Source organism: Streptomyces sp. NBC_01116, assembly GCF_041435495.1.
GTDB lineage: Bacteria > Actinomycetota > Actinomycetes > Streptomycetales > Streptomycetaceae > Streptomyces.
The window spans coordinates 1,007,775-1,025,136 of the sequence record NZ_CP108644.1; the positions used below are offsets into that span (position 1 = coordinate 1,007,775).

The following is a 17,362-nucleotide window of genomic DNA, read 5'->3' on the forward strand; positions in this document are numbered from 1 at the left end:
CGTCTGACCATTGCTCCGCCCGGCGCCGTCGCTCCCCGTCCCACGGGAGCGGCGGCGCTGCCGTGTGTGCTGGGCCGGCCGGCTCAGCCGTTCGGCGCCACCGGTCCGGTGAAGGGTGGGAGAGCGGTGAACCCGGGGTCGACCGTCACGGCTGCCGCGAGCGTGTCGAGCGTCCGGCGGACCCGGGTGAGCGGGTGGTCCGGGAACTCCGCGTCCCACTGGGCGTGGTCCGCCGCGTGGAAGGGCAGCCCGCCCTGGACCTCGGGGGCGTAGGGGTGCGGCCGGAAGTACGGGCCGGGGCCGAGCTTGGCCAGCACCACGGCTTCCCGCATCCCCGTCATGCCGCGCTCCGCCGCCTGGATCTTCACCACGGTGCTGCATCCGGCGCGCGGCACGGTGAGGCTGCCGATGAACGCCTGTCCGCTGGGCTGTCCCGGCAGCGGCAGTTTGAGTATCTGGCGCAGGGCGGGCAGTTCGCCCAGACGCTTCACCGAGGCCTCGATGAGTCCGCCGCCCGCTCGGGCGGTGAAGTGGGTCAGGCCGTGGCGCAGGGCGGGGCCGTCGTCCAGTGCGGCCGGCAGATCCGGCGGCAGGTCGAAGAAGTGCAGCGACAGCACATCACCGTGGTCGTCGAGCCAGGTATCGGTGTCCACGGTTCGGAAGCCGGGGAGTTCCACCCCGAGGAGAGCTCTCATGCGCGGCGATCATGCCGTACGCGCGTCGCGCCGGTGGCATCAGGGCTGTCACATCTCCCTGACGCCGGGGCCGCGGTCCTGCCCGGGCAGTCAGGGGGCCGGAACCGGGACCGGGTGGGAGTCGCGGCGGATCAGTGCCCCGTAGCGGCCGTCCCGGTCGAGCAGTTCCTCGTGCGTGCCGCGCTCGGCGACCCGTCCGTCCTCCAGGACCACGATCTGGTCCGCGTCGCGGACGGTGGAGAGGCGGTGCGCGATGGTGAGCGTGGTCCGTCCGGCGGACAGGGCGTCGATCGCCTGCTGCACGGCCTGTTCCGTACGGGTGTCGAGCGCGCTGGTCGCCTCGTCGAGGATCAGCACCGGTGGGTCGCGCAGGATGGTGCGGGCGATGGCGAGGCGCTGCTTCTCACCGCCCGAGAAGCGGTAGCCGCGCTCACCGACCAGGGTGTCGTAGCCGTCGGGCAGGGAGGCGATGTGGTCGTGGATCTGCGCGGCGCGGGCCGCGGCCTCGATCTCCTCGTCGGTGGCGTCCGGCTTGGCGAAGCGCAGGTTGTCGGCGACCGAGGCGTGGAAGAGATAGGTCTCCTGCGAGACGACGCCGACCGCTCGGGCGAGGGTGTCGAAGTCCAGATCGCGGACGTCGACCCCGTCGAGCGTGACCCGGCCGCCGGTGACGTCGTACAGCCGGGGCACGAGGTAGCTCAGGGTGGACTTGCCGGAGCCGGTGGATCCGACGACCGCGAGGCTGCCGCCTGCGGGAACGGTCACGTCGATGCCGGTCAGCGTCGGGCCGCTCTTCTCGTCGTAGCCGAAGTCGACGTCCTCGAAGGCGATCTCGCCGCGGATCTTCTCCAGGCGGACCGGATTCTCCGGTTCGGTGATGTCCACCGTGAGGTCGAGGTACTCGAAGATGCGCTGGAAGAGGGCGAGGGAGGTCTGCATCTGCACACCGGTGGAGAGGAGGCTGACCGCCGGGCGGAACAGTCCCTGCTGGAGGGTGACGAAAGCGACCAGCGTGCCGATGGAGACGGCGGCCGCCCCGGACGCGAAGGTGAGGCCTGCCGCCCAGTAGATGACGGCGGGCATGGCGGCCATCACGATGCCGATCGTCGACATCCGCCAGCGCCCGGCCATGTTGGAGCGCACTTCGAGGTCGACCAGGCGCTCGGACTCCTCGGCGAAGCCCTGGGTGAGGGAGTCGGAGCGGCCCATCGTGCGGCCGAGGAGGATGCCGCTGACCGAGAGGGACTCGGTGACGGTGGCGGCCATCGCCGCCATCTGCTTCTGGCGCTGGGTGGTGATCCTCTTCCGCTCCCGGCCGACGCGGCGGCTGATCGCGACGAAGACCGGCAGCAGGAGCAGCGAGACGACAGTGAGCCGCCAGTCGAGGGCGAGCATGGCGACGACGGTGGCGATGACGGCCGTGAGGTTGGAGACGAGCGAGGTCGCGGTGGAGGTGACCGTCGCCTGCATGCCGCCGATGTCGTTGGCGATGCGGGACTGGACCTCGCCCGTGCGGGTGCGGGTGAAGAAGGCGAGCGGCATCCGCTGGAGCTGGGTGTAGACGGCGGTGCGCAGGTCATGCATGACGCGCTGACCGACGGTGGTCGAGATCAGGGTCTGGAGCACGCCGAAGACGCTGGTCATCACGGCGGTGAGGATCATGCCGAGCGCCAGCAGGGTCAGCAGGCCCGTGCGTCCCTGCGGGATCGCGGTGTCCAGGATCTCGCGCAGCAGGAACGGGGAGGCGACCGACACCAGCGAGGACGCGCCGACCAGCAGGCCGACGACGGCCAGTCGGCCGCGGTAGGGGTGGAAGAGGCGGAGGATGCGGCGTACCTCGGCGGGCGGCCGGTCGGTGGCGCCGGCATCGGGTGGGGGCGTCCACGTGGGCTCGTCGGGCTTCATGGGCTCCTTCGTCGGGCGTGAGGCGTGACCGGGCGGACCAGGCCCTCGCACATGGAGAGCTTAGCTCATTGTTACCTATACTCACAATGAACAAGGTCCTGATATTGTTCCCGTATGGACGCCCCAGATCCCCCCGGCTCGACCGGCCCAACCGGCCCAACCGGCCCAACCGGCTCGACCGACACCGACGGCATGCTCGCCGAGCAGCTGCTGCGGCTGACCCGCAGGCTGCACCGCATCCAGAGCCGCCAGCTGGAGCCGATCGACATCACTCCGGCCCAGTTCCGGCTGCTGCGGACGGTCGCGAGCTACGACGCGGCCCCCCGGATGGCGGATCTCGCCCGGCGCCTGGACGTCGTTCCGCGCGCCGTGACGACGCTGGTCGACGCGCTGGAGGCGAGCGGCCGGGTGCGTCGCGCCCCGGATCCCGACAGCCGCCGGGTGGTCCGCGTCGAGATCACGGACGAGGGGCGCGCCACGCTAAGGTCCCTGCGCAGCGCGCGCCGGGCCGCCGCGGAGGAGATCCTTGCCCCATTGACCGCCGATCAGCGCGAGGTCCTCGGCGGGCTGCTGTCCGCCCTGGTCGACGGCATGCCGGAACGCCACTGCTGACCACCCCGCCGAGCCGCCGAGGAGATGTCCGACATGCCGCTGCTGGAGCCCGACCCGGAAGCCCTGCGTCCCGGAACGGCACGAGAGCCCGCCCCCGACCGTGTCACCGACCGCAGCGCCGGCGGCACCCCGGAGCCGCTGCGCGGGGAGCTGACGGCGCTGCTCGGCGCCGACAAGGTGCTCTGGAAGATCTCCGACCTGGTGCGGTACGCCTCCGACGCCAGCCCCTACCGCTTCCTCCCCAGGGTCGTGCTGGTCCCCGAGAATCTCGACGACGTCTCCGCGATCCTGTCGTACGCCCACGGCAAGGGCCGTGACGTGGTCTTCCGGGCCGCGGGCACCAGCCTCAACGGCCAGGCGCAGGGCGAGGACATCCTCGTCGACGTACGCCGCCACTGGACGGGCGTCGAGGTGCTGGACGAGGGGGCGCGGGCCCGGATCGGGCCGGGGACGACGGTGATGCGGGCCAACATCACCCTCGCCCGGTACGGCAGGCTGCTGGGCCCCGACCCGGCCAGCGCCATCGCCTGCACCGTCGGCGGGGTCGTCGCCAACAACGCCTCCGGCATGACCGCGGGCACCACCCGCAACTCCTACCGGACGCTCGCCTCGCTCACCTTCGTGCTGCCGAGCGGCACCGTCGTCGACACCGCCGACCCGGCCGCCGACGAGGAGCTGGCCCGTGCCGAGCCGGAGCTGTGCGCGGGGCTGATGGAGCTGAAGGCGGAGATCGGGGCGGACGAGGAGCTGACGGCGAGGATCCGCGCCAAGTACACGATCAAGAACACCAACGGCTACCGCCTGGACGCCTTCCTCGACGGGGCGACGCCGGTGGAGATCCTGCGGGGACTGATGGTCGGCTCCGAGGGCACGTTCGGCTTCATCTCCGAGGTCGTCTTCGACACCCTGCCGCTCGACCGGCGGATCTCCAGCGCCCTGCTGTTCTTCCCCTCCCTCACCGCCGCCGCGGCCGCCGTGCCCCGGTTCAACGAGGCGGGGGCCATCGCCGTGGAGCTGATGGACGGCAACACCCTGCGCGCCTCCGTCAGCGTGCCGGGCGTTCCGGCGGACTGGGCGGCGCTGCCCCGGACCACGACCGCGCTGCTGGTGGAGTTCCGGGCGGCCGACGAGGCGGGCCAGGAGGCGTTCGAGCGGGCGGCCGACGCCGTCGTCGCCGGTCTGGACCTGGTCGTCCCGGCCCTGTCGGTGACCAACGCGTTCACCCGGGACGCCGGGACGATCGCCGGGTACTGGAAGGCCCGCAAGGCGTTCGTCACGGCGGTCGGCGGGTCCCGGCCCTCGGGCACCACCCTGATCACGGAGGACTTCGCGGTGCCGCCCGCCCGGCTGGCGGAGGCCTGCGAGGCGCTGCTGGAGCTCCAGTCGCGCCACGGCTTCGACGCCGCCGTGGCCGGTCACGCCGCGCACGGCAATCTGCACTTCCTGCTCGCGTTCGACGCGGCGAAGCCGGCCGACGTCGAGCGGTACGACGCCTTCATGCAGGAGTTCTGCGCCCTGGTGGTGGACCGTTTCGACGGGTCGCTCAAGGCGGAGCACGCCACCGGGCGCAATATCGCGCCGTTCCTGGAGCGGGAGTGGGGGCCGCGCGCCACGGAGCTGATGTGGCGGACGAAGCAGGTCATCGATCCCGCCGGGGTGCTCGCGCCGCGCATCGTCCTGGACCGGGATCCGCGGGCCCATCTGCGGGGTCTGAAGACCATTCCGAAGGTGGAGGCGGTCGCCGACCCGTGCATCGAGTGCGGCTTCTGCGAACCGACCTGCCCCAGCGAGGATCTGACGACCACTCCACGCCAGCGGATCGTGCTGCGCCGGGAGATGATGCGCCAGGAGGACGGCTCGCCGGTGGAAGCCGGTCTGCTGGACGCCTACGGGTACGACGCCGTGGACACCTGCGCCGGGGATTCCACCTGCAAGCTCGCCTGCCCGGTCGGCATCGACACCGGGGCCATGATGAAGGGCTTCCGGCACCGCAGGCACACGCCGCGCGAGGAGCGGATCGCCGCGCTGACCGCGAAGAACTTCCGTGTGGTGGAGGCCTCGGCGCGACTGGCCGTGGCGGTCGCGGACGCGGTCGGCGACCGGGTGGGCGACGGTCCGCTCGGGGCCGTGACGCGGCTCGCCCGCAAGGCCGTCCGCCCCGATCTCGTACCGGAGTGGCTGCCCCAGATCCCGGGGGCGGCGGCCGGGCGGCTGCCGCGTACGGACCGGGTCGGGGCGAGCGCGGTCTACTACCCGGCCTGCGTCAACCGCATCTTCGCCGGGCCGGACGGCCGCCCCGGCCTCTCCCTGGCCGAGGCGGTGGTAGCGGTGTCCGGGCGGGCGGGGAAGCCCGTGTGGATCCCGAAGGACGTGGCGGGGACGTGCTGCGCGACGATCTGGCACTCCAAGGGGTACGACGCGGGCAACAGGATCATGGCGAACCGCATCGTGGAGGCCGCCTGGGGCTGGACGGCGGGCGGACAGCTGCCGCTGGTCGTCGACGCGTCCTCGTGCACGCTCGGCATCGCCGAGGAGGTGGTGCCCTACCTCAGCGAGGACAACCGGGCGCTGCACCGTGAACTGACCGTCGTGGACTCGCTGGTGTGGGCGGCCGAGGAACTGCTGCCGGAGCTGACGGTGTTCCGCACGGTCGGGTCGGCCGTCGTACATCCGACCTGTTCGATGGAACACCTGGGTGACGTGGGGCAGTTGCGTGCGCTCGCCGAGGCGTGCGCGGACGAGGTCGTGGTGCCGGACGACGCGGGATGCTGCGCGTTCGCGGGCGACCGGGGGATGCTGCACAAGGAGTTGACCGACTCGGCGACGGCCAAGGAGGCGGCCGAGGTCGGCCTCCGCGCCTACGACGCCCATCTGTCCGCGAACAGGATGTGCGAGATCGGCATGGAACGGGCCACCGGAAAGCCCTACCGCTCGGCGCTGATCGAGCTGGAGCACGCGACCCGGCCGACCGTCCGCTGAGCATCCGAAGCCGGGCGCGAACGCCCCGTCCGACGTGCACATATGAGCGTTTCGAGGCCCCGATTGGTTGCACCAGTCGGGGCTTCGGCGTGCCGTGAAGAAAGTCCATGGTTTGAGGACGAGAGTCCAAATACTTCTCTTGCGCACCATCAGCCTCACCCTCCAGGGTCCTTACCGAGACCCGGTCCCCGCGCTCGTCATCCGTACGGCGACCGGACGCGCTCGCGCACCGTCTGAACCCCCAACCCCACCTGGAGGCTCGATGAACGACGACGCCCGGCCCGCACCGGAACCGCAGGACATACCCCCGCACGGCGGCGCGGCCGACGAGGCTGCGCGGCAGGATCCCAGCCGCCGTTCGGTGCTGTGGACCACGGCGGGCGTGGCCGGCGCCGGACTCGGCCTCGGCGCACTGGGCACCGGGACCGCGTCGGCGGCCGGGACGACCGCCCCGCAAGCCCTCTCCGCCGCGGAAGCGGCCGCCGCCGCACCCGCCCGGCAGGGCCGCACCATGGCGGACGTCCGCTTCGAGGGGCGCTCGACGATCCGGGTCGGCATCGTGGGCCTCGGCAACCGGGGCGGCAGCATGATCGACCTGTTCCTCGCCGTGCCGGGCGTCCAGGTGAAGGCGGTCTGCGACCCGGTCCGGGACAAGGCGGAGAGGGCCGCGGCCAAGGTGACGGCCGCCGGTCAGCCCGCGCCCACCGTCTACGCCAAGGGCGAGGACGACTACGAGAACCTCTGCAAGCGCGGGGACCTCGACTTCGTCTATGTGGCGACCCCGTGGGAGCTGCACTTCCCGATGGCGAAGGCGGCGATGCTGAACGGGAAGCACGTCGGCGTGGAGTGCCCGATCGCCATGCGGCTGGAAGAGCTCTGGCAGTTGGTGGACCTCTCCGAGCGCACCCGGCGGCACTGCATGCAGCTGGAGAACTGTTGCTACGGCAAGAACGAGATGCGGGTGCTGCGCATGGCGCACGCGGGTCTCTTCGGCGATCTGCTGCACGGGGCGGGCGCCTACAACCACGACCTGCGCGAGCTGATGTTCGACCCCGACTACTACGAGGGCCCCTGGCGCCGGCTGTGGCACACCCGGCTGCGCGGTGACCTCTACCCCAACCACGGGTTCGGGCCGGTCGCCAACTACATGGACGTCAACCGGGGCGACCGGGCGACAAGCATCACGAGCATCGGCACCCCGGCCCTGTCGCTCGCCGCGTACCGCAAGGAGCACGTGCCGGCCGGCGATCCCAGCTGGAAGGAGTCGTACATCGGGGCCGACCGGACGATCAGCCTCGTACAGACGGCCAAGGGCCGGGTGATCCGGCTGGAGCACGACGTGTCGTCCCCGCACCCCTACTCCCGTATCAACAGCCTCGGCGGTACGCGAGGGGTGTTCGAGGACTATCCGGAACGGATCTACCTGGAGCCCACGAACACGAACCACCAGTGGGACGACTTCAAGAAGTACGCCGAGTGGGACCACTGGCTCTGGAAGGAGCACGCGAACCCGCCGGGCGGCCACGGCGGCATGGACTACATGATGGTCTTCCGGCTGATGCAGTGCATGCGGCTCGGTCTGGTCCCCGACTTCGACGTGTACGACGCGGCGACCTGGACGGCCCCCGTGCCGCTGAGCCATCTCTCCATCAAGGCCAAGGGCGCGCCGCTGCCGATCCCGGACTTCACCCGGGGCGAGTGGAGGAAGGCCCGGTCCGGCATGGACTCCGAGAAGCCCGCGGAGTGACGTGACCGGGGTCCCGGGCCGCGTGGGCCCGGGACCCCGCTGGGCTGCGGAGTGGGCCGGAAAACCGGTTGCCCCGGACCGGGACGAACAGGGAACCTTGCACGTCAACCTGTTCTTAGGGGTCCTTCCGGATCTCCGTTTCACAAGCCCTGGGACGTCATGCAGATTCGCGACCTTCCGTATTCGGATCCCGGCGACCCCGATGTCCGCTCAGGCCCTCGCTTCCTCTACTGGCTCGGGCGCAACCAGCTCGGGGGGCAGACGAAGGCCCTCTGCTGGGGGCTGCTGCACCAACTGGGTATCGCCGGTATGCCGGTCGGTGTGGGTCTCGCCGTCCAGGCCGTCATCGACCGTTCGGGAAGCCGGCTGGCCCTGGCGGGCGGTCTCATCGCGATCCTCGGCATCGTGCTCGCCCTCGGCGACACCATGCTCCACCGGACCGCCGTGACCAACTGGATCACCGCCGCGGCCCGGGTCCAGCAGCTGCTCGCCCGCAAGACCGCGGAGCTGGGCTCGGCGCTGACGCGACGGGTCGCGGCCGGTGAGGTCGTCGCCGTCTCGACCGGCGACGTGGAGAAGATCGGCTGGTTCGTCGAGGCGCTCTCCCGCTTCGCGGCCGCCGCCATCGCCCTCGTGGGGGTCTGCGTATGGCTGGCCTTCTACCTCCCGTCCCTCGGTCTGATGGTGGCGCTCGCCATGCCGGTGCTCGCCCTGGCCGTGCTCCCGTTGCTGCCGCGCGCCACCCGGCGCGCCGACGAGCAGCGCGAGAAGGCGGGCAAGGCCACCGAATTGGCCTCGGACACGGTCGCCGGACTGCGCGTCCTGCGCGGTATCGGCGGCGAGGAGCTGTTCCTCGGCCGCTACCGCCGCGCCTCCCAGGAGGTGCGCGGGGCAGCCGTGCGCTCGGCCCGGATGTGGGCGCTGATCTCGGCGGTGCAGGTGCTGCTGCCGGGAATCCTGCTGATCTCCCTGATCTGGTACGGGGCGACGCTGGCCCGGGACGGCCGTATCGAGGTCGGACAGCTGGTCACCGTCTACAGCGCGGTCACCCTGATGCTGTTCCCGTTGCGGCACTTCGAGGAGATCGCGATGGCGTACTCCTTCTCGCGGCCGTCCGCCCAGCGTGCGGTGCGCGTGCTGTCGCTGCGCCGCAGCGCCCGGGAGGCCACCGTCGAGGGGGTGACGCCCTCCGGCGACCTGTACGACCCGGCGACCGGACTGATGGCCCCCCGGGGGCAGTTCACGGCCGCCGTCTGCGGTGACCCGGACCAGGCGGGCCGGCTGGCCGAACGGCTCGGCGGGCACGCCGGGACCGGCGAGGAGAGCGAGGACGGGGAGGCTTCGGCCACGCCCCCGTCGGTCCTGCTCGGCGGGGTCGCGCTCGACGAGCTCCCGCTGGAGGCCGCACGGGCCGCGGTGCTGGTCCAGGACAAGGACCCGGTGCTGCTGTCCGGCACGCTCCGCGAGCTGCTGGACATCCCGTCCTCGGGTCTGGTCACCGCCGAGGCGGCGTTGGAGGCGGCCCAGTGCGGTGACGTGCTGAGCGCCCTGGCGCAGGCCTCCCCCGACAACGGCGGGGACCCGATGCGGACCCGGATCACCGAGCGCGGCCGGTCCCTGTCCGGCGGTCAGCGCCAGCGCCTCGCGCTGGCCAGGTCGCTGGTCACCGACCCGGAGGCGCTGGTGCTGGACGAGCCGACCTCCGCGGTCGACTCGCACACCGAGGCGCGGGTCGCCGCCGGGATCGCGAAGCTGCGCCGGGGCCGTACGACGGTGGCGTTCGCCTCGTCCCCGCTGCTGCTCGACGCCGCGGACCGGGTGGTCCTCGTCCACGAGGGCACGGTCGTCGCCGTGGGGACCCACCGCGACCTGCTGCGCACCGAACCCCGCTACCGGGCGGTCGTCACCCGGGAGACCGACGACGAGGCCGCCGCCACGAGCGGGCCGCACGGCGTCGGTGAAGTCCCCGCCATGAAGAACATCCAGGAAATCGAGGAGAGGGCATGATCGGCGTCGCACCCCCGGCGTACGACCCCGCGGCCCCGGAGTCGGCGACGACGCTGCCCGTGGGCACGCCGACGACCGTACGGGGTTACGTACGGAGCCTGCTGCGCCGGCACCGCAGGGCGTTCACCGTCCTGGTCACGGTCAACGCGGTGGCGGTGATCGCCTCGATCACCGGACCGTATCTGCTGGGCGGGCTGGTGGAGGACCTGTCCACCGGCGTCACCGACCTGCATCTGGAGCGCACGGCCGCGATCTTCGCCCTCGCGCTGGTCGTCCAGACCGTGTTCACGCGGTCCATGCGGCTGCGCGGGGCGATGCTGGGCGAGGAGATGCTCGCGGACCTGCGCGAGGACTTCCTCGTACGGTCCGTGGGGCTGCCGCCCGGGGTGCTGGAGCGGGCCGGGACGGGCGATCTGCTGTCCCGGATCACCACGGACATCGACCGGCTGGCGAACGCGATGCGGGAGGCCGTGCCGCAGTTGGCGATCGGCGTCGTGTGGACCTCCCTGCTGATCGGCGCGATGACGGTGACCGCTCCCCCGCTGGCGCTGGCCGTGGTGATCGCGCTGCCGGTGCTGATCGTGGGCTGCCGCTGGTACTTCCGCCGGGCCCCCGCGGCGTACCGCTCGGAGGCCGCCGGTTACGCGGCCGTCGCCGCGATGCTCGCGGAGACGGTGGACGCGGGGCGGACCGTGGAGGCGCACCGCCTCGGCGACCGCCGGGTGGCGCTGTCGGACCGGCGGATCACGGAGTGGACGGCCTGGGAGCGGTACACGCTGTTCCTGCGCTCGGTGCTGTTCCCGGTCATCAACGCGACGTTCGTGACGGTCCTCGGCGCGGTGCTGCTGCTCGGCGGCTGGTTCGTGCTGGAGGGCTGGATCACGGTCGGGCAGCTGACCACGGGGGCGCTGTTGTCGCAGATGCTGGTCGACCCGATCAACCTGATCCTGCGCTGGTACGACGAGCTCCAGGTGGCCCAGGTGTCACTGGCCCGGCTGGTCGGCGTCCGGGAGATCGAGCCGGACGCGGGCGACGCCGAGGTCGGTCCGGACGGCCGGGACGTACGGGCGGACGACGTCCGCTTCGGGTACCGGGAGGGCGTCGACGTCCTGCACGAGGTGTCGCTCGACGTGGCTCCGGGCACCCGGATCGCCCTGGTCGGCCCCTCGGGCGCGGGCAAGTCCACGCTGGGCCGGCTGCTGGCGGGGATCTACGCGCCGCGCACCGGTGAGGTGACGCTCGGCGGGGCGGAGCTGTCGCGGATGACGGCGGAGCGGGTCCGCGAGCACGTGGCCCTGGTCAACCAGGAGCACCACGTCTTCGTCGGCTCGCTCCGGGACAACCTCCTGCTGGCCCGCGACGGGGCGGAGGACGCGGAGCTGTGGGCGTCGCTGGCCGCGGTCGACGCGGACGGCTGGGCGAAGGCCCTGGAGGAGGGGCTGGACACCGAGGTCGGCTCGGGCGGGTTCGCGCTGACCCCGGCGCAGGCCCAGCAGATCGCGCTGGCCCGGCTCGTGCTGGCCGATCCGCACACGCTGGTGCTGGACGAGGCGACCTCGTTGCTGGACCCGCGGGCCGCCCGTCACCTGGAGCGTTCACTGGCCCGGGTGCTGGAGGGCCGCACGGTGGTGGCGATCGCGCACCGGCTGCACACCGCGCACGACGCGGATGTGATCGCGGTCGTGGAGGACGGCCGGATCAGTGAGCTGGGCAGCCACGACGAGCTGGTGGCGGCGGACGGCGCCTACGCGTCCCTGTGGCGGTCCTGGCACGGGTGAGCCGCCCGGCGGACGGCCCGGGGGGTCACCGGGCCGTCCGCGAACGGTCGGGCTGGAGGAGCTGGTCGACGGGCGCGTGGTCGTCGGTGAGCACCCGGGCGTCCCCGGTCCAGGCGGTGAGGTCGTCGCCGGTGGTGATCCGCCAGCCGATGTCCCGGGCGTCCAGGGCTTCCTGGATCGCGGGGGCGTCGAGGCGGCGGGCGGAGGCGACCACCACCAGGTTGCCGCCCACGGCGGACGCGGTCGGGTCCAGCCCGATGTCCGCGGGCTTTCCGAGGAGGGCGACGTGCTCGAAGGTCGCGGCGAGGGTGGCGACCTCGGCGCGGGCGAAGGCCAGCTCGCCGTGGTCGATGAGGTTGACGACGTAGAGGCCGTCCTCGTCGAGCGCCCGGCGGACGTCTCCCAGCGCCTGTGACGTCGTGAGGTGCCACGGCACGCTGACGCCGCCGAAGGCGTCGCCCACGACCAGGTCGCGGCTGCCCGCCTCCAGCCTGCGCAGGCCCAGCCGGCCGTCCTCCACGCGTACGCCGATGCCGGTGGCGGTCGACGGCCCCAGGCCGAACCGTTCGCGGTCGATGCGCGCGACTCCGGCGTCGATCTCGGAGACGGTGCTGCGGGTCCCGGGGCGTGCGGCCGCGAGGTAGCGGGGGAAGGTGAGGCCGCCGCCCCCGATGTGGTGGGCGGTCAGCGGCGCGCCGCCGGGGAAGGCGGTGTCGGCCACCGAGGCGATGGCGCGCACGTACGCGAACTTCAGGTACGTCGGGTCCTCGACGTCGACGTAGGAGTGGCTCAGTCCGTCGAGGACGAGGGTGCGGCCGCTGTCCCGTCCGGGGTCCGCGACGACCTGTGCGCAGTGGTAACGGGTCTCCGCGTCGCAGCCGCCGGGGGCGAACGCGGTGGCGAGGGAGCCCGCGACGACGGTGGCGAGCGCGACGGCCGTGGCCCGCCGTCGGCGGCGGGCCCGCCAACCGACCAGTGCGGCGCTGAGCACGAGCAGGGTTCCGAGGCCGATCAGGATGGAGCTGACGGGCAGCCGTGAGACCAGGACGAACCCGGTGAGGACGGTGCCGACGATGGCACCGAAGGTGCCCACGCCCGACAGCCGCCCGACGACCGTCCCGGTCTCGGCGAGGCTGGTGAGACGCAGCTTCGTCACGAACGGGGTCACCGCGGAGAGCAGCGCGCCGGGCACCAGGAGGGTCGCCGAGGCGACCAGCAGGAGCAGCGCCGGCGACCACTGGGCGGTGGTGCGCAGCAGGAGCGGGGTGAGCGCGACGACCACGCCCGACACCCCGAGCGCCGGGGCGATGAGCGGGAGCGGGTCGACCTGGTCGGCGATGCGCCCGCCCAGCCAGGAGCCCAGCGCGATGGCGGTGAGGGCGATGCCGATCACCATCGTGCTGGTTTCCAGGGTGAGGCCGAGATACGGGGCCAGCAGCCGCAGGGCGACGATCTCGACCACCAGGACCGCGGCCGATGATCCGAACACGAGGACCGCGGCGGCGCGGGGGCCCAGGCCGTGATCGCGGGGCGGATCGTCCGCCAGGGGGGAGCCGTCGGCCACGGGCGAGGGGGGCGAGGTGGTCACCGCAGCATCCTCGCACGGGGTGCGGCTGCCGAACTCCCCCTGCTCGGAAGGGAGGAGGGAGCGGCCGTGCGGGCCCCGAGGTCCACCGGCCGCGGGTGCCGCCGGTCCCTCCGAGCCCGTGAGCGGGCCCCCGTTCACCCCGGTCGGGAGGCGGAGGCCGGGGCGTCCGGTTAAGGATGAGAGGTGAATCACCCGGTAAACGGGGCAGGCGAGCGCAGGACCACGCAAGCCCGAGAAGGGACGCAGACCCGTGGCACCACCCAGGATTCTCGTCGTCGGCGCCGGTTTCGCAGGCGTCGAGTGCGTACGCCGCCTGGAGCGCAGGCTCGCTCCGGGAGAGGCCCAGATCACGCTCGTCACACCGTTCTCCTACCAGCTGTACCTGCCGCTGCTCCCCCAGGTGGCCTCCGGGGTGCTCACACCGCAGTCCGTCGCGGTGTCGCTGCGCCGCAGCCGCCGCCACCGGACGAGGATCGTGCCGGGCGGGGCGATCGGCGTGGACACGGCGGCGAAGGTCTGCGTGATCCGGAAGATCACGGACGAGATCGTGAACGAACCGTACGACTACATCGTGCTGGCCGCGGGCAGTGTCACCCGGACCTTCGACATCCCCGGACTGCTGGACAACGCCCGCGGGATGAAGACGCTGGCCGAGGCGGCCTACGTCCGGGACCACGTCATCGCCCAGCTGGATCTGGCGGACGCCAGTCACGACGAGGCCGAGCGGGCCTCCCGGCTCCAGTTCGTGGTGGTCGGCGGCGGTTACGCGGGCACGGAGACGGCCGCCTGCCTCCAGCGGCTGACCACCAGCGCGGTCCGGCACTATCCGCGGCTGGACGCCCAGCTGATCAAGTGGCATCTGATCGACATCGCGCCCAAGCTGATGCCGGAACTGGGCGACAAGCTGGGGCAGGCCGCCCTGGAGGTGCTCCGCAAGCGGAACATCGAGGTGTCGCTCGGGGTGTCGATCGCCAAGGCGGGGCCGGACGAGGTCACGTTCACCGACGGCCGGGTACTGCCCTGCCGGACCCTGATCTGGACCGCCGGAGTGGCCGCCAGCCCGCTGATCGCCACGCTCGGCGCGGAGACCGTACGCGGCCGGCTCGCGGTCACCCCGCAGCTGAGCCTGCCGGGCGCGGACGGGGTGTTCTCGCTCGGCGACGCGGCCGCGGTGCCCGACCTGGCGAAGGGCGACGGGGCGGTCTGCCCGCCCACCGCGCAGCACGCGATGCGCCAGGGCAGGGTGCTGGCGGACAATCTGATCGCCTCGCTGCGCCATCAGCCGCTCCGGGACTACGTGCACAAGGATCTGGGGCTCGTCGTGGACCTCGGCGGCAAGGACGCCGTGTCCAAGCCGCTGGGCATCGAGCTGCGCGGGCTGCCCGCGCAGGCGGTGGCGCGCGGCTACCACTGGTCGGCGCTGCGGACGAACGTCGCCAAGACCCGGGTCATGACGAACTGGATGCTGAACGCGGTCGCCGGCGACGACTTCGTGCGGACCGGGTTCCAGTCCCGCAAGCCGGCGACGCTGCGGGACTTCGAGTACACCGACGCCTATCTGACGCCGGAGCAGATCAAGGAGCACACGGCGGCGACGGTCATCGGGCACTGAGCGGCCACGCACCGTCCGAGCGCGTCCCGGGTTCCCGGGGCGCGCTCACCGCTGCCGGGACAGGACCGTCTCCACGGTGTCCGCCTCCTGTGCGGTCTTGTCCTCCCGGTAGCGCAGGACGCGGGCGAACCGGAGGGTGACCCCGGCGGGGTAGCGGGTGGAGCGCTGGAGTCCGTCGTAGGCGATCTCCACGACGAGTTCCGGGCGTACGGTGACGACCTGGCCGTCGTCGTCGGTCGCCAGCTCTCCCAGCCGTTCGGTCTGCCAGTCCAGCAGGGCGTCCGTGAGCCCCTTGAAGGTCTTGCCGAGCATCGCGAACGTGCCGTCGGGCCGGCGGGCGCCCAGGTGGAGGTTGGAGAGCTTGCCGGTGCGCCGCCCGCTGCCCCACTCGACGGCCAGGACCACCAGGTCCAGGGTGTGCACGGGCTTCACCTTCAGCCAGGAAGCGCCCCGGCGGCCCGCGCTGTAGGCGGCGGCCAGGTCCTTGGCGACGACTCCCTCGTGACCGCGCTCCAGGGTGTCGGCGAGGAACGCGTCGGCCGCCGCGCGGGCCTCGGGGTCGGCCGGGTCGGCGACCGGGGTGCGCCGGACCCGCAGGCTCTCGGGGAGCAGCCGGGCCAGGGCCGCGTGGCGGTCGGCGAAGGGCCGGTCGAGCAGGTCCTCGTCGTCGACGAGGAGGGCGTCGAAGAAGACGGGGACGACGGGCACGTGTGCCGCGGCCGTGGCCACGTCCCGCCGCGAGCCCACCCGGGAGGCGGTCTCCTGGAAGGGCCGGGGCCTGCCGTCCTCCCCCAGGGCGATCAGCTCGCCGTCGAGGACGAAGCGGCGCGCGTCGAGCGCGGCGACGGCGGTGACCAGTTCGGGCAGCCGGTCGGTGATGTCGTCGAGGGTCCGGGTGTAGGCGCGGATCCGGTCGCCGTCCCGGTGGACCTGCACCCGAATCCCGTCGAGCTTCTCCTCGACCACGCACGGGCCCAGCTTGTCGAGGGCCTCGCCGACCGTGGCGGCACTGTGCGCGAGCATCGGCTGGACGGGCCGCCCGACGGTGAGACGGAAGCCGGCGAGCGCTCCGGGTCCGTCGGCGAGGAGGACCTTGGCGACCTCCTGGAGGGACCCGGCGAGCATCACGGCGCGCCTGACGTCGGCGGGCGGGGCTCCGGCGGCGTGGGCCAGGGCGTCGGCGGCGACGGCGTCCAGGGCCCCCTGGCGTACCTCGCCGGTGAGCAGGGCCCGCAGGAAGCGCTGCTCGTCGGCGGTGGCGGCGGCGAGCAGGGCGCGCAGGCGGCTCCGGCGCAGGGCCTGGGAGCCGGGGCCGGAGGTGGCGGCCAGGGCGGTCAGCTCGGCATCGACGCCCGTGACGGTGAGGGTGGGCCCGGAGGCCGGTTCCACCGGGTCCCCCAGGCTCCGCCGGCCGACGCCGATGCGGCCCTGGGGCAGCCGTCCGGCGAGGTACGGGATGACGACGGGGACGTCCTCGGGTGCGGCGTCGCGGAAGAGACCGGCGAGGAGCGCCGTCTTGCGGGACCGGGCGGAGGTGGCGGCGACCTCCAGGGACACCTGGGCGAGCTCGGCGAGCAGCATGCCGCCATCGTGCTACGGGACGGAGGGCGCCGCCCGCCCGCGCGAGCGGCGGCCGGTCATATGAAGTTGAGGGCGGCGGCCCCGCCCACTCCCCCGAGCACCATGAACGCGGGCATCAGCACCTTGATCTCCACCCAGCTGCCTGCCCGGAACCGCATGAACTTCGGAGGGCCGAGCGGGTACCAGCGCTTTCCGGCGATCGGGAGCGGCCAGAGGATCGGGCAGCCCGAGACGGTCAGCGCGTCCCCGATGTCGTGGACCAGGGCGCCGAGCACGATGGGCAGGCCGAGCCACATGTACTCCTGGCCGGGGGCGTCGAAGAGCCAGCCGGCCCCGTTGCCCTGCTGGTCCAGGACACCGGCGAGGATCCAGGCGCTGGTGGCGCCGAGCAGCCAGACGAGGACGTCGCTGGAGACCCGGGCGGCCCGCCACAGCAGGCCCTCGACGGCCAGCACCAGGTGGACGAAGAGAATCGCGAGGACCGCCCAGCGCCCGCCGCTGACCGCGGCGAAGGAGCAGCCGGCGCCCATCAGGACGGCGAAGAACCAGGTGTGGGTGAGGGTCCGGTGGCCGCCGGTGCGGCGGGGGTCGGCCTTGCTCTTGGTGGCCTTGTAGACGGCGTACGACAGCTTGTCGGCTATCTCGCAGAGCCCCTTGGAGAGCGGGCCGAAGGCGCGCGAGATGGTCGCGGACTTGTGGTCGAGGTCGGGGGCGAGCGCGGCTCCCGCGCAGATCAGCGCACCGACGACGAGGACGGGCCAGGGCATCGTGTGGCCCGTGGCGGCCGCCGCCGCGCCCGCCCCCAGCCAGGCCGCTGCTCCTGACAGGGAGTGTGCCGGTCCCATCATGGTCTTTCCC

Annotated in this window: 11 protein-coding genes; 6 read left to right on the forward strand and 5 right to left on the reverse strand. The window is 72.7% G+C overall.

Annotation, left to right across the window (positions count from 1 at the left end; translation table 11 throughout):
• Positions 1–83 precede the first annotated feature (83 nt).
• Entirely contained in the window at positions 84–695 is a 612-nt protein-coding gene (locus OG245_RS04135; RefSeq protein ID WP_371622188.1) for a hypothetical protein, read from the reverse strand.
• Positions 696–785: 90 nt separating this feature from the next.
• Positions 786–2,600, reverse strand: a complete 1,815-nt coding sequence (locus tag OG245_RS04140) for an ABC transporter ATP-binding protein (protein ID WP_371622189.1) — start codon at positions 2,598–2,600, stop codon at positions 786–788.
• Between the two features lie 114 nt (positions 2,601–2,714).
• On the opposite strand from OG245_RS04140, the gene OG245_RS04145 reads away from it, so the two are divergent.
• The 5 genes from OG245_RS04145 (at position 2,715) to OG245_RS04165 (ending at position 11,723) form a co-directional block, all read left to right on the forward strand.
• On the forward strand, positions 2,715–3,212 hold the full coding sequence (locus OG245_RS04145; RefSeq protein ID WP_371622190.1) for a MarR family winged helix-turn-helix transcriptional regulator: 498 nt from the start codon (positions 2,715–2,717) through the stop codon (positions 3,210–3,212).
• Between the two features lie 33 nt (positions 3,213–3,245).
• Positions 3,246–6,191, forward strand: a complete 2,946-nt coding sequence (locus tag OG245_RS04150) for an FAD-binding and (Fe-S)-binding domain-containing protein (protein ID WP_371622191.1) — start codon at positions 3,246–3,248, stop codon at positions 6,189–6,191.
• Positions 6,192–6,453: 262 nt separating this feature from the next.
• A complete protein-coding gene (locus OG245_RS04155) occupies positions 6,454–7,938 on the forward strand; it encodes a Gfo/Idh/MocA family protein (RefSeq protein WP_371622192.1) in 1,485 nt (494 codons plus the stop codon).
• 159 nt (positions 7,939–8,097) lie between these two features.
• A complete protein-coding gene (locus OG245_RS04160; protein ID WP_371622193.1) occupies positions 8,098–9,945 on the forward strand; it encodes an ABC transporter transmembrane domain-containing protein in 1,848 nt (615 codons plus the stop codon).
• Positions 9,942–11,723 (forward strand): ABC transporter ATP-binding protein, encoded by a 1,782-nt coding sequence (locus OG245_RS04165; RefSeq protein ID WP_371622194.1) that lies wholly within the window; start codon positions 9,942–9,944, stop codon positions 11,721–11,723. Before OG245_RS04160 ends, OG245_RS04165 begins: the two co-directional genes overlap by 4 nt.
• A gap of 25 nt (positions 11,724–11,748) precedes the next feature.
• On the opposite strand, the gene OG245_RS04170 is transcribed toward OG245_RS04165, so the two are convergent.
• Positions 11,749–13,311: a fused MFS/spermidine synthase gene (locus OG245_RS04170; protein ID WP_371622195.1), complete on the reverse strand. Its 1,563-nt coding sequence runs from the start codon at positions 13,309–13,311 to the stop codon at positions 11,749–11,751.
• A gap of 250 nt (positions 13,312–13,561) precedes the next feature.
• On the opposite strand from OG245_RS04170, the gene OG245_RS04175 reads away from it, so the two are divergent.
• Positions 13,562–14,923, forward strand: a complete 1,362-nt coding sequence (locus OG245_RS04175; RefSeq protein ID WP_371622196.1) for an NAD(P)/FAD-dependent oxidoreductase — start codon at positions 13,562–13,564, stop codon at positions 14,921–14,923.
• 45 nt (positions 14,924–14,968) lie between these two features.
• On the opposite strand, the gene OG245_RS04180 is transcribed toward OG245_RS04175, so the two are convergent.
• On the reverse strand, positions 14,969–16,504 hold the full coding sequence (locus OG245_RS04180; protein ID WP_371622197.1) for an ATP-dependent DNA ligase: 1,536 nt from the start codon (positions 16,502–16,504) through the stop codon (positions 14,969–14,971).
• A gap of 56 nt (positions 16,505–16,560) precedes the next feature.
• A complete protein-coding gene (locus tag OG245_RS04185; protein WP_371622198.1) occupies positions 16,561–17,352 on the reverse strand; it encodes a metal-dependent hydrolase in 792 nt (263 codons plus the stop codon).
• Between the last annotated feature and the right edge of the window lie 10 nt (positions 17,353–17,362).